This window comes from Bradyrhizobium sp. WSM4873 (assembly GCF_055811355.1).
Genome location: NZ_JBVVPS010000029.1, coordinates 86,772 through 98,866 on the forward strand (window position 1 = coordinate 86,772; position 12,095 = coordinate 98,866).

Below are 12,095 nucleotides of genomic sequence, written 5' to 3' on the forward strand. Positions count from 1 at the left end.
CGCCTCGCGCCGTTCCATTTGGCGGATTGCCCGATTGATGAGTACCGCCACTCGTGTTGACGAATCCTCGCTGCACTATCGCGGCTGGCGCGTCGTGCTGGCCTGCTTCCTGATGGCTTTCTTCATGTTCGGCTTCGGCCTCTACGGCCAGGGCGTCTATCTCGCCGAACTGCAGCGCGCCCATGGCTGGCCGGGCACGCTGGTCTCCGCGGCCAGCACCTTCTCCTTTCTCCTGACTGCGGTCCTCGTCATCTTCACCGACGATCTGCTCGCCCGCATCGGGCTGCGGTCGCTGATCCTGTGCGGCCTGTCGGCGCTCGGCGCTTCGACGGTGCTGCTGGCGCTGCTGCAGACGCCTTGGCAGCTCTATCTCGCTTACGCGCTGATGTCGGTCGGCTGGACCGGCATGGGCACGGTGGTGATCGCGACCGTGCTGAACTCCTGGTTCGAACGGCGCCGCGGGCTCGCGCTCAGTCTCGCCTACAACGGCGCGACCTGCGGCGGCATCGTCCTCGTGCCGCTGCTGCTGTCGCTGAGCGCCAGCATCGGCTTCCGTTCCGCGATGCTGGCGGCCACGCTCGCGATGGTGGTGCTGGTGCTGCCGGTGGTGGTCATCTTCACCGGCTGGCGAACCGAAATGCCGCCGACATCGGGTGGGGATTCATCCGCTGGCGGCACCGCCGTGCCTGCGGTTCACTCGCGCAAGACGCTGCTCGCCAATCCGGCGTTCTGGACCATGGTGCTGCCGATCGCGGTCGCGCTGCTGGCGCAGATGGGATTCATCATCCACCAGGTGACGTTCCTCGAACCGCTGATCGGCCGCGCCAGTGCGGGCCTTGCCGTCACCATCATGGCGGCGATGGCTGTGGTCGGGCGGCTGTCGCTCGGCCTGTTCGTCGACCGGCTCGATCCGCGGCTCGCCTGCGCGGCATCGATGACGAGCCAGGCGGCGGCTCTGTTCGTGCTTCTGCAAAGCACGAACCCGACCGTGCTGCTCGTGTGCTGCGCCGTCTACGGTTTCTCGATCGGCAACATGATCACGTTCCCGCCCTTGATCATCCAGCGCGAGATCGGCGCGAGCGCCTTCGCCGCCGCGATGGGACTGGGCACGTCGATCAGCGGCATTGTCAGCGCCTTCGGCCCCGGCATCGTCGGCCTCGTGCGCAGCGTCACCGGCAATTACACGAGCGCGTTTGCGATGTGCGTGGTGCTAGATCTGGTGGCGGCGGGCGTGGTGCTGTGGCGGCCGGGGAGACGTACGAAGCTCGCAGCTTCGTAGCCCGGATGGAGCGCAGCGCAATCCGGGATTCGTGCCACGAACGATGACGGCCCTGGATTGCGCTGCGCTCCATCCAGGCTACGCGTCCCAGCTACCCCAACAGCACCGCATCCGCCGCCGCGACCGACTCAGCGCTCTCCGTCACGGTTCGCTCGAGCGCGCCGGCCTGCACGGCGATGTTCTCGGCGAAGAAGCGCGCCAGCGAGACGTAGCGCGCGGCGTCCGTGATGCCATCGGATTTCGCGGCGAGCGCTTCGGACGCCAGCATGCAGCCGCCGAGCGTGGCGCCGAACTGTTGCAGATACGGCGTCGCGCCGGCCAGCGCCTCGTTCGGCGCGGACGCAACCCGCTCCAGCAGCCATTTGCTGGTGCGCGTCAGCGCCTCCAGTGCCTCGCGCAATTTAACGCCCGTGGTGCCGAAGGCGGGATCGTTGGAGGCTTCGACTTGCTTCACGATGGCCGAGAGTTCGTCGAGCAGCGCCCACACCGCTGCGCCGCCGTTGGTCGCGAGTTTTCGCGTGACGAGGTCGATGGCCTGGATGCCGTTGGTGCCCTCGTAGATCGCGGTGATGCGCGCATCGCGATAGTGCTGCGCCGCGCCTGTTTCCTCGATGAAGCCCATGCCGCCATGCACCTGCACGCCGAGATAGGCGACCTCGTTGCCGACATCGGTGGAATAGCCCTTGGCCATCGGCGTCAGCAGTGCCGCGCGCGCGGCAGCGTCGGCGCGGACCTTCGGATCCCTGGCGCGCGTCGAGACGTCGATCGCCACCGCGGTCGCATAGCAGATGGTGCGGGCCGCCGCGGTCTGCGCCCGCATCCGCATCAGCATGCGCTTGACGTCGGGATGCACGAAGATCGCATCGGAGCCGTCACCCTTCTTGCCGAGGGCACGGCCCTGCTTGCGCTCTTGTGCGTACGACAATGCCTGCTGATAGGCGCGGTCGGCGACACCGACGCCTTCGAGGCCGACGCCGAGGCGGGCCTGGTTCATCATCGTGAACATGCAGCGCATGCCCTGGTTCTCTTCGCCGACCAGGAAGCCGATCGCGCCGCCATGATCGCCCATGGTCATGGTGCAGGTGGGCGAGGCATGCATGCCGAGCTTGTGCTCGACGCCGGAGGCAAAAATGTCGTTGCGCGCACCGAGCGAGCCGTCTTCGTTGACCATGAATTTGGGAACGAGAAACAGCGATATCCCCTTGGTCCCGGCGGGCGCGTCCGGCAGACGCGCCAGCACGAAATGCACGATGTTGTCGGTCATGTCGTGCTCGCCATAGGTGATGAAGATCTTCGTCCCCTTGATGCGATAGGTGCCGTCGGCCTGCTTCTCGGCGCGGGTGCGCAGCGCGCCGACATCGGAGCCGGCCTGCGGCTCGGTCAGCTGCATCGTGCCGGTCCATTCGCCAGAGACGAGCTTCTCGAGATAGATCTTCTTCAACTCGTCGCTGCCATGCGCGTCCAGCGCCTCCATCGCCGACGCCGTCAGCAACGGGCAGAGGCCGAAGGCGACGTTGGCGGCGCTCCAGATCTCGGTGCAGGCGGCGTTGATCGCGAGCGGCAGGCCCTGGCCGCCAAAATCCTCGGGGCCGGAGACCGCGTTCCAGCCGCCCTCGGTCCAGCGCCTGTAGGCATCCGGCCAGCCCGGCGCGGTCGTGACCTTTCCGTCGCTGAGCTTGATGCCGTGCTCGTCGCCCACCTTGTTGAGCGGCGCCAGCACGTCGGTCGCGAACTTGCCGGCTTCCTCCAGCACGGCGCTCACGATATCGCCGTCGAAATCGCCGTAATGGCCGGCCTCCATGGCAGCCTTCAGGCCGGCGCCGTGGGTGAGCGACAGCAGCATGTCAGAGATCGGCGCGCGGTAGGTCATGGCTCACTCCCGTGGACAGTTCTTGGCCGCCGTATTCCCATGAAACGGGGGAGGTCTCAACTGTCAGGAGGGGTGGCGGAACGCCCGTCGGCAACGGGCTGGCGTAGCGCTCATATAAGGCATGACGCGGCGCCACCGGCCCCTGTGGTATTTTGCCCCTCCGGGCGGTTGAAATGCCGCGCCTCTCCCTATAGACCGGCACCACTCGAGGGAATCCGCGGACGCTCCTGTCGCCGCCGTTCCCCAGGGCCTGATGGGGCGTAGCCAAGCGGTAAGGCAGCGGATTTTGATTCCGCCATTCGGAGGTTCGATCCCTCCCGCCCCAGCCAGGTTGTGTAATTATATCAATGCGATATGAAAAGATCCGAAGTGCGATCGCAGGCCGTCCGAAAGGCTCAGTTGCACTCAGGTTCTTCGTGCACATTCTTCTGAGTACAACTGTCCACCTTTTGTATTTTGCGTACCGAAGTCGAGCGATGATAGGCCGACAATCGACTTCAACGTTGCATAGCGCGGGCTGTCGACACTGACCTCTTCATTCTGCGTGGCTCGAGGATCATCAGTTGCAAGCTAAGAAGTATCAGGTTTTCGTTTCTTCGACTTACACCGACTTAGTTGAGGAGCGTCGCGAGGCTATCGAAGCTATTCTCGATCTCGATCATATTCCTGCGGGTATGGAGGGTTTCCCTGCGATCGACATGGAGCAATTTAAGTACATTCAACGGGTAATAGATCAGTGCGACTATTACGTGTTGTTGGTTGGTGCCCGATATGGCGCCGCTAGATTCTCAGTACGACGTGAAGTTTACTTACTTGGGCCAGCGTGGGGAAACGGTAAATTCGTCAATCAAAATGACGTGGCGAGAGATATTTGTCGGCATCGCCCCAAAGTTGTCGATACCGCAAGTGCCAAAGACCTGGCGATTTATCTGGAGCGCTATCTCAAGCAATCGGGGCGGTCTAATCGCAGCGGGATCGATCTCAACTCGGTCACCGCAGACCAGATCAGAGTACAGCTTGGAGCGTACGGTCTGATTAAGGAAATTCGTGGAACGAATACGAATGGTGGTTTGGGCGAATGGCTCCAGCTCACGGAGCTGGGTGACCGAATAATGAAAGAAGCGATGGTAGTCAAAGCGAAGGAAGCATGAGTCACTCGCTCGTTTCAGCGGAAACGCCTCAAGTGGCATACTGTCAGCGGCCCGCGGCCAGAAATTTCGTAGCTCGGTCGCACAACCCAGCCCCTATCCCTCGTATTGGTCCGGCTCCATCGCCCAGAACGACTGATCGTGGCCAGCCGCATAGTTCCGGTTGTTGATCGCCGGATTGCGATTGACCATCGGCCGCATGAACATCGGATGGGTGGCGCTGCGCACCTCGTGCTCGACCGTGAACAGCGGCTTTCCGCTGTCGAGATCGACGATGTCGCAGAAGCGGTACTGGTACTGATTGTCCTCGCGCGAGATCAGGTCGCGGGCCAGCAGCTTGCGATATGGGCCGGAGAAATCGGTGATGTACATCTGCACATGGTGGCCGTCATAGTCGCCTTGCGGCCGATCGGTTTCGCGAAACAACAAATGCTGGTCGCGGCCCGTCTTCACGGCGGCAACCGTGCCGTCGCCGTTCCAAACCTCGGATGGCATGCCCATGATCTCAGGGTAGAAGGCGCAGATGCCGCGTGCCGTTCCCACCGGCACGTCGAACTCGACATAGGGAATGCCGAGCGCGACGCGGCCGAAGCGCGCGGCGTCGGGCTCGTAGCAGCGCAGGCGGTTGCCCCACGGACAAATCGCCTCGACATGGTCGTTGTGCTCGGCGAAGGCGAAGGCGGTGCCCTCGAGCTTCTTTGCGACCGACGCCAGCCGGGCGAGCAGCGCCTCGCGGCCCGCGATGACCAGTCCGGTATGGCCGCGCAACACCTGCGGCCTGCCGCTCGGCAAATGAAACTGGCTGCGGCCGGCATTGATCCACATGTTTGTGTCGGACACCATCAGATAGGGATCGCGGGTGAGCCCGACGCCTGTGACGTAGAACAGCGTGGCGAGGCGCTGGTCCGGGACCTGGATGTTGACGTGCTCGAAATGGATCGCGTTGCCGAGATCTTCTGCGGATCGATTGAATTGTTGCGGCATGGATGAGGCTCTGATGGGGGAGGGACCGATCCATACTAGAGCACAATTTCCGCCAGTCGAAATGATTCGCCGATCACATCTTGAGGGCAGGGCATGGCTTGAGGGAAGGGCGTGGCGTCCGTCGCCACCTTGCCGCAAATGCCAATCCCTGTAAGCTGACGAAAAGCACAAAGGAAAGAGATCGATGGGAGGGGTTCTGGACGGCGTCCGCGTTCTCGATTTCGGGCGCTATATCGCGGGCCCCTATTGCGCGACCTTGCTGGCCGAATTCGGCGCCGAGGTCATTCGCGTCGAGAAGCGCGACGGCAGCGAGGATCGCTTCGTGGCGCCGGTCGGCGAGGGCGGCGAAGGTGCGCTGTTTCTTCAGGTCAATCGCAACAAGAAGTGCCTCACGCTCGATCCGATGAAGCCGGAAGGGCAGGAGGTGATGCGCCGCCTGATTGCGACCACAGACGTGGTCGTCGCCAATCTACCGCCGCAGACATTGCGCGCGATGAAGCTCGACTACGACTCGCTCAAGGCGATCAAGCCGGACATCATCCTGACGACGGCCACCGCGTTCGGCGGGCCGGGGCCGTGGTCCGACCGCGTCGGCTTCGACGGCGTCGGCCAGGTCATGTCGGGCTCGGTGTACATGACGGGCGTAGGCGATCCGCCCTACCGGGCCGCGGTCAACTGGGTTGATTTCGGGACCGCGCTGCATTGCGCGTTCGGCACGCTCGCCGCGCTGATCGAGCGCGGCAAATCCGGGCGCGGGCAGATCGTCGAGGGCGCATTGCTCGCAACCGCCTTGTCCTTCACCAATGCCACGCTGATCGAGCAGGCCGTCATCAACGTCAATCGGGTGCCGACAGGCAATCTCGGCCAGACCGCGGCGCCCGCCGACATCTACCGCACCAGGGACGGCTGGGTGCTGTGCCAAGTCACGGGGCATCCGCTGTTCAAGCGCTGGGCGAAACTGATGGGCGAGGAAGAGTTGTGGCTGGGCGATCCGCGCTTTGCCGACGACATCAGCCGCGGCAACAACGGCCCTGTCATCAGCGAGCGGATGGCGCGCTGGTGCGCCGAGCGCACCACGCAGGAAGCGGTCGACACCCTGGGCAAGGCCATGATTCCGACCGGCCCCGTGCTGAGCCCGCAACAAGCGCTGGATCATCCGCACATCCGCGCCGCCGGCTTCATGCAGGACGTCGACTATCCCGGTCTGCCGAAGCCCGCACCAGTGTCGCGGGCCGCCGTCCGCCTCTCGGAAACGCCCGGCGAGATCGCGACGCGTCCGCCGACGCTCGGCGAGCATACCGACCTTATCCTGAGCGAGCTCGGCTACGACAAGGCCGCCATCGCGGCGCTCCGGCAAGGCGGCATCGTCTAGCGGTGAACAAAGGTGTCCGCACGGCGGCTTGCCGTCGTGATCGCCGCGCTTTGCCGCACGTTGAGCAATTGCTGCAACGCCCGGGCATCGGCCGGCGCCGCGCTCTTCTGGTCGTTGTCGAAATAGACATAGACGTCGCAGCCCTGCCGCTTCCAGGACTTGATGCGCCGCGCCCATTGCGCCAGCGCGGGTTTCGTATAGTGCCCGTGATAACGCCCGCTGGGCCCGTGTCCGCGCACATAGACGAAGTCCGCCGTGCGCTTCCATGGCGCGGGCGCATCGTGATGATCGGACAGGCACAGCGACATATTCTCGTCGGCCAGCATCCGCAAGATGCGCGGCTGATACCAGCTCGGATGACGGAATTCGAAACTGTAACGCCGCTTCCGCGACAACAGCTTGAAGAAACCGGCGAGGCGGTCCGCGTCGGCCTCGAATTGCGGCGGCAGCTGGAACAGGATCGGGCCGGCCTTGCCGCCGAGCCGTGAGATGCGATCCTCGAGCAGTTCGAGGCTGTTCACCGAGCGATCCGACAGGCGCTTCCAATGCGTGATGAATTTTGAGGCCTTCCAGGCAAAGACGAAATCGCGGCCGGTCTGCTCCCGCCACCCCTCGACGGCCTCCGGCGTCGGGGTGCGGTAGAACACCCCGTTCAGCTCGGTGGTGTCGAACTGTCCGGCGTAGTAGCTCAGCTGCTGCTTCAGCGTCACGCCCTCGGGAAAGAACGGGCCTCGCCAGGAGGCGTAATGCCAGCCGGAAGTTCCGATCAGAACGCGCGCCATGTTTGACGTGTCCATCCGTTGCGATTTGCCGGATTGGGAACGTCCGTGCGGCCGATACGTTGCTCGTGAGCTTGATCAACGCAGGACCGGAACCGATGTACGCGCTGTTCGAAGGCAACAAGCAGATCGGCGACCCCTTTCCCTCCGAGAAGGAGGTGTGGGAAGCCGCCTTGATCGAGGGGCTGGTGACCGACGTGCCGGTCGCGGACGAGGAGGGCGGCCGGCTTCTGCCCGCCGGCTATCACGTCGCGCAGGTCGAGGAGACGTTCGAGCCGAAGCCGGGCTGGAAGCTGCCGCGCGAGATTTCTTGAGCGCGCCTAGTTCGAAGCCAGCGCCGCCTTGTTTGAAGCCAGCGCCGCCTTGGCGACTTCCGCCATCCAGCTCGATGCCACCGGCAGGATCGCGTCGTTGAAATCATAGCGCGGGCCGTGCAACTCGGCGCCATCACGCAATTCGCCGTTGCCGATCCAGACGAAGGCGCCGGGGCGCCGCGAGAGATAATGGGCGAAATCCTCACCGGCCATGCTGGGCGCGAGGTCGCGCCGCAACTCGGCCCGCACCTTGTCCGCGGCGAGGCGCGCGAGATCTGCCTCGGCCGGCGTGTTGATCACGACGCCGACGCCAATGACGATCTCGGGCGTCACCTTGACGCCGAAGCTCGTGGCAATCCCGGCGCAGATCTGTTCGATCCGCGCCACGACGGTGTCCTTTACCGCATCGCGATGGTAGCGCAGCGTGCCGCCGATCGAGACGCGTCCCGCGATCTGGTTGCGTGCCGTGCCGCCTTCGAGCGTGCAGAGCGAGAGCACGGCGGTGTCGAGCGGATCAACGCTGCGCGAGACGATCGATTGCAGCGCCACGATCAAATGGCCGGCCGCCATCACCGGATCGCGCGTCAGATGCGGCATGCCGGCGTGACCGGCATGGCCATCGATAGTGATGCTGACGCGCCCGCCGGAGGCCATGACGACGCCGTCATGGACCGCGATGGTGCCGGCGGCAAGGCCCGGCCAGTTGTGAAATCCGAACACCCGCTGCATCGGAAAGCGGTCGAACAGCCCGGCCGCGACCATCGCGCGCGAGCCGCCATAACCTTCCTCGGCCGGCTGGAAGATGAAATCGACCGTGCCGCTCCAGCTGGTGTCGGCGGCGAGCAGCGCGGCGGCGCCGAGCAGCGAAGCGGTATGCCCGTCATGGCCGCAGGCATGCATCACGCCGGGATTTTGCGAAGCGTAGGCTAGCCCCGTATCTTCGGTGATCGGCAGCGCATCCATGTCGGCGCGCAGGCCGACGCGGCCCTGTGCAGCCCCTCGCGTGAGGGTCGCGACGATGCCGTGACCGCCGAAGCCTGACACGAAGGGAATGCCGAGCTCGGTGAGCCTGTCCTGCACGAAAGCGGCGGTGGCTTTCTCCTGGAGGGACAGTTCGGGATGCGCGTGCAAATGCCGGCGCCACGCGGTCAGTTTCTGGTGCAGCTCGGGGCTCAAGGCGGGATTCTCTCGGATTGTGTGTCGGCGTCGACACCATAGCCGAATAACCGCAGCTTGCATCAAGCGTCAGCGAATGCCTCGCGTGCAGCAACGCGTTGGTGATTGCTGGTGCAAACCGACCGCGGTGCGCGCTCCACTTCACCTCTCCCGCTTGCGGGAGAGGCCGGGAGAGGGCTCGATCGTCATTGGGAATCTCACTGTGGAGACACCCTCTCCCCAACCCTCTCCCGCAAGCGTGAGAGGGGGCGCAGCCGCGGCCGCGGATCCGCGCTACGCCGACAGCTTCGCCAGCCCATTCCAGTCGAAGCTGATGCCGTGGCCGATCCGGTCCGGCGCGAGCGCCAGCCCGTCCTGCAGCACCAGCGGATGCTCGATATATTTGTCGAGCCCAAAACCGTGCGCCTCCAGATACGACCGGTTCGGGCAGGCTGCGAGCAGGTGCACGGTGATGTCGTGCGCGCCGTGGCTGGTGACGGGAAGGTTGAACGCTTCCGCCAGCCGCGCGATCTTCATGAAGGCGGAGACGCCGCCGCAATTGGTGACGTCAGGCTCGGGATAGGACACCGCGCCCGCGATGATGTAGTTCTTGAACTCCCACAGCGAACGCAGATTCTCGCCCGCCGCGATCGGTACGCCGCCTGCCTGCATGATGCGGGCGTGGCCCGCGACATCGTCGGGAATGATCGGCTCCTCGAGCCAGGTGAGGTCGTAGGGTTGGAACGCCCGGGCGGCGCGGATCGCTTCCTCGACCGTCCATTTCATGTTGGCATCCACCATCAGCGGAAAGCCGTCGCCGAGATGTTGTCGCATCGCAGAGACCTTCGCGACGTCGGTTTTGAGATCGGGCCGGCCGACCTTCATCTTGATGGCGCGAAAGCCTTTGGCGAGATTGCCGTCGGTCTGCTTCAGCAGCGCCTCGACGGAGAGATCGAGGTCGATGCCGCCGGCATAGCAGGGCACGCGCGCGTCGAATCCGCCGAGCAACTGATACAGCGGCAATGTCGCGCGCCGCGCCTTCAAGTCCCATAGGGCGATATCGAGCGCCGAGAGCGCCAGCACCGCCGGTCCGCCGCGCCCGCCATAATGCAGGCCCCACCAGACATGATGCCAGATCGCTTCGGTATCATCGGCCTCGCGGCCCTCGACCAGCGGCGGGATCTCGCGCTTGAGGATGTCGGCGACGGCGCCGCCATTGCGCCCGACCGTGTAGGTGTAGCCGACGCCCTCGGCGCCATCGGCATCGCGCACCCGGCAGGTGATCAGCTCGAACGCCGCGATGTCGCCATGGGTCGAGTCGGAGAGCATGACGGGGAGGGGGATCCGGTAGAATCCGGTCTCGATGTTTGCAATGCGCGGCATGATTTTCTTCCTGCGTTTTCTTTGCAGGCTAGCCCGAGGTTCGCGCCGCGGCAATGCGGTCGTTGCGACATCGCGGCGCATCTTGGGCAAGATCGCGTTGCGCTATTGCGCCGGCGCGCCAGCGGCCGGTCGCCGCGAAACGTCCTCGGCAAGCTGCTGACCTTGAGCGAGCCTGCGCTCGATCATGCCCATCACGGTGGTCACGTCTTCGAAGGCCCGCGAATGCGCTTGTCCCTGTAAGCGGGTGATGTCGAACACCAGAATATTGGCCCGCGCCAGTTCGTCCTTGTAAGGCTCTTCCTCCGCGTTGACATCGCCGAGACGGGTGAGGCCGCCCGCGATCGACTTCGACAGCTTCAGCGCACCGTCATCCTGCGACAGGAACAGCGCGAAGCGCGGCCGCGACGATCCCATTTCCTGCATCTGTTCGCGAAACGCTGCGAAGTCGACATCGGGGGCCACCATAGCCACGTTCCTGATCTTGCCGCCGATCTTCCCAGTCCGGCGTGCCCTGGCCTGGAGGGCATTCAGCGTGATCAGGCAGCCCATGGAATGGCAGAGCACGGTGACCTCGCGGATTGCGGGGTTGAGCGCCACCTGCTCGATCAGCCCGTCGAGCGATCCGACGGATTCACGGGCGACCTCGCCGTCGCGCTCATAGGCGCGCAATCCGACCAGGCCTTGCGAGGGCCAAGAGAACAGGATCGGGATCACCGGAGCTCTCGAGTCCTGGACGATTTGCGCGAAGCGATAAACCGCATCATCGAAGCGGTTGTTGAAGCCGTGGACGAAAATCATCGCCTTGCTGCGGCGGGTCTTCTTGGCGACACTGTTGATGGCAGTATTGAAGGCGGCCCTGTCGAGGTAGTCGGCCGACACCGTGACGAACTCGCGGCGCGGATCGCCGGGCGGCGCCACCGGCCACTGGATCGCTCCGACCACGCGGGCCTCGTCAGGCGGAATTGAGACAGAGACCATCGCGTAGGACATCGCGGCGGCACGTTCGCGGCTGAACATGTCGCCAGTGTCGACGGCGGCGCGCTCGCGCGTCGTCGCAACAAGGATCGGGACCCGCGACGTGCTCTCCGCGGCCTCGACCGGAACGAGCACGCCCTGCAAGGGGCGTCCTGCGCAGGATGCGCACGCAAGAGACAGGATCAAGACGCCCGTCACGCGCCGGCAAGTGCGGGAGATGGCCTGGGAGCTCATGCTGCTGCGAGGAATGGCAATGGGTCCGTGCCCCGATCTTTCGCGACCTCCGCCCACTGCTGGACCTTCGGCCTCTGGTTCACTTGATTTAGATCAAGCGCACCGTGCCGGGCGCCGCCTCGATTTTGGCTGCGCGCCTCACCGCATCGTTGCAAGCTGCACGGCCAGCGCGCACGCGCGATCGTATTCGTCGAGATTGATCCACTCGTCGATCGTGTGCGCCTCGTTCTGGCCGGCGCCGAAGGTGACGGTCGGAACGCCGTGGCGGACCATCCAGTTGGCGTCGAGGCCGCCATTTGCGGTGCGCACGTTCGGGGTACCGCCGACGGCGGACACGGCCTCCACCGCGCGTTTGACGACGGGAAGGTTGTCCTTCATGCGGAACGGGAAATAATCGGTCTCGGCCTTGAACTTGACATTGCCGGACTTGCCTTGCGCGTTGGTGACCTTCTTGGCCGCCTTCTCGAACGCGGCCTTGTAGGCCTTGGTGATCTCCTTGAAGAACTTTCCGTCGTGGCTGCGGCTTTCGCCGCGCACATGCACGTAGTCGGTGACGACGTTGGTGGCATCGCCCGCCGGACGGCCCTCGCCGCCGGTGACGG

At 64.6% G+C, this 12,095-nt stretch carries 11 protein-coding genes and 1 tRNA gene; 5 read left to right on the forward strand and 7 right to left on the reverse strand.

What is annotated here, in order from left to right:
- The first annotated feature begins 37 nt into the window (after positions 1 to 37).
- Positions 38 to 1,279, forward strand: a complete 1,242-nt coding sequence (locus AC0L21_RS29795) for an MFS transporter (protein WP_473265195.1) — start codon at positions 38 to 40, stop codon at positions 1,277 to 1,279.
- A gap of 91 nt (positions 1,280 to 1,370) precedes the next feature.
- Here the strand turns inward: AC0L21_RS29795 and AC0L21_RS29800 are convergent, their stop codons facing one another.
- Positions 1,371 to 3,149: an acyl-CoA dehydrogenase gene (locus AC0L21_RS29800; protein WP_473265196.1), complete on the reverse strand. Its 1,779-nt coding sequence runs from the start codon at positions 3,147 to 3,149 to the stop codon at positions 1,371 to 1,373.
- 254 nt (positions 3,150 to 3,403) lie between these two features.
- Here AC0L21_RS29800 and AC0L21_RS29805 point away from each other — a divergent pair.
- Both AC0L21_RS29805 and AC0L21_RS29810 read left to right on the forward strand, forming a co-directional pair.
- Positions 3,404 to 3,478: transfer RNA gene (locus tag AC0L21_RS29805), tRNA-Gln, on the forward strand.
- Between the two features lie 234 nt (positions 3,479 to 3,712).
- Positions 3,713 to 4,300, forward strand: a complete 588-nt coding sequence (locus tag AC0L21_RS29810; protein WP_473265197.1) for a DUF4062 domain-containing protein — start codon at positions 3,713 to 3,715, stop codon at positions 4,298 to 4,300.
- Between the two features lie 93 nt (positions 4,301 to 4,393).
- Here AC0L21_RS29810 and AC0L21_RS29815 read toward each other — a convergent pair whose 3' ends face one another.
- A complete protein-coding gene (locus AC0L21_RS29815) occupies positions 4,394 to 5,281 on the reverse strand; it encodes a hypothetical protein (protein WP_473265198.1) in 888 nt (295 codons plus the stop codon).
- 184 nt (positions 5,282 to 5,465) lie between these two features.
- Between AC0L21_RS29815 and AC0L21_RS29820 the strand changes: the two genes are divergently transcribed.
- Positions 5,466 to 6,653 (forward strand): CaiB/BaiF CoA transferase family protein, encoded by a 1,188-nt coding sequence (locus AC0L21_RS29820; protein ID WP_473265199.1) that lies wholly within the window; start codon positions 5,466 to 5,468, stop codon positions 6,651 to 6,653.
- Here AC0L21_RS29820 and AC0L21_RS29825 read toward each other — a convergent pair.
- Complete coding sequence (locus AC0L21_RS29825) at positions 6,650 to 7,435, reverse strand: DUF72 domain-containing protein (protein ID WP_473265200.1); 786 nt, start codon at positions 7,433 to 7,435, stop codon at positions 6,650 to 6,652. The genes AC0L21_RS29820 and AC0L21_RS29825 overlap by 4 nt on opposite strands.
- Positions 7,436 to 7,530: 95 nt before the next feature.
- On the opposite strand from AC0L21_RS29825, the gene AC0L21_RS29830 reads away from it, so the two are divergent.
- Positions 7,531 to 7,746 carry a hypothetical protein gene (locus tag AC0L21_RS29830; protein ID WP_007607539.1) on the forward strand — a complete coding sequence of 72 codons (216 nt, stop codon included), beginning with the start codon at positions 7,531 to 7,533 and terminating at the stop codon, positions 7,744 to 7,746.
- 6 nt (positions 7,747 to 7,752) lie between these two features.
- Here the strand turns inward: AC0L21_RS29830 and AC0L21_RS29835 are convergent, their stop codons facing one another.
- From AC0L21_RS29835 to AC0L21_RS29850, 4 genes are all read right to left on the reverse strand, one after another.
- On the reverse strand, positions 7,753 to 8,922 hold the full coding sequence (locus AC0L21_RS29835; protein ID WP_473265201.1) for an amidohydrolase: 1,170 nt from the start codon (positions 8,920 to 8,922) through the stop codon (positions 7,753 to 7,755).
- Positions 8,923 to 9,195: 273 nt separating this feature from the next.
- Positions 9,196 to 10,284, reverse strand: a complete 1,089-nt coding sequence (locus tag AC0L21_RS29840) for a mandelate racemase/muconate lactonizing enzyme family protein (protein WP_473265202.1) — start codon at positions 10,282 to 10,284, stop codon at positions 9,196 to 9,198.
- A gap of 102 nt (positions 10,285 to 10,386) precedes the next feature.
- Positions 10,387 to 11,394: an alpha/beta hydrolase gene (locus AC0L21_RS29845; RefSeq protein ID WP_473265209.1), complete on the reverse strand. Its 1,008-nt coding sequence runs from the start codon at positions 11,392 to 11,394 to the stop codon at positions 10,387 to 10,389.
- Between the two features lie 237 nt (positions 11,395 to 11,631).
- Positions 11,632 to 12,095: M20/M25/M40 family metallo-hydrolase (locus AC0L21_RS29850; RefSeq protein WP_473265203.1), on the reverse strand; the 464-nt coding region annotated here is incomplete at its 5' end.

Excerpts from the sequence above, each read along its gene's own strand:
- AC0L21_RS29795 (WP_473265195.1), top strand. The coding sequence starts at position 38 with ATGAGTACCGCCACTCGTGTTGACGAATCCTCGCTGCACTATCGCGGC.
- AC0L21_RS29800 (WP_473265196.1), bottom strand. The coding sequence starts at position 3,149 with ATGACCTACCGCGCGCCGATCTCTGACATGCTGCTGTCGCTCACCCAC.
- AC0L21_RS29815 (WP_473265198.1), bottom strand. The coding sequence starts at position 5,281 with ATGCCGCAACAATTCAATCGATCCGCAGAAGATCTCGGCAACGCGATC.
- AC0L21_RS29820 (WP_473265199.1), top strand. The coding sequence starts at position 5,466 with ATGGGAGGGGTTCTGGACGGCGTCCGCGTTCTCGATTTCGGGCGCTAT.
- AC0L21_RS29825 (WP_473265200.1), bottom strand. The coding sequence starts at position 7,435 with ATGGCGCGCGTTCTGATCGGAACTTCCGGCTGGCATTACGCCTCCTGG.
- AC0L21_RS29830 (WP_007607539.1), top strand. The coding sequence starts at position 7,531 with ATGTACGCGCTGTTCGAAGGCAACAAGCAGATCGGCGACCCCTTTCCC.
- AC0L21_RS29840 (WP_473265202.1), bottom strand. The coding sequence starts at position 10,284 with ATGCCGCGCATTGCAAACATCGAGACCGGATTCTACCGGATCCCCCTC.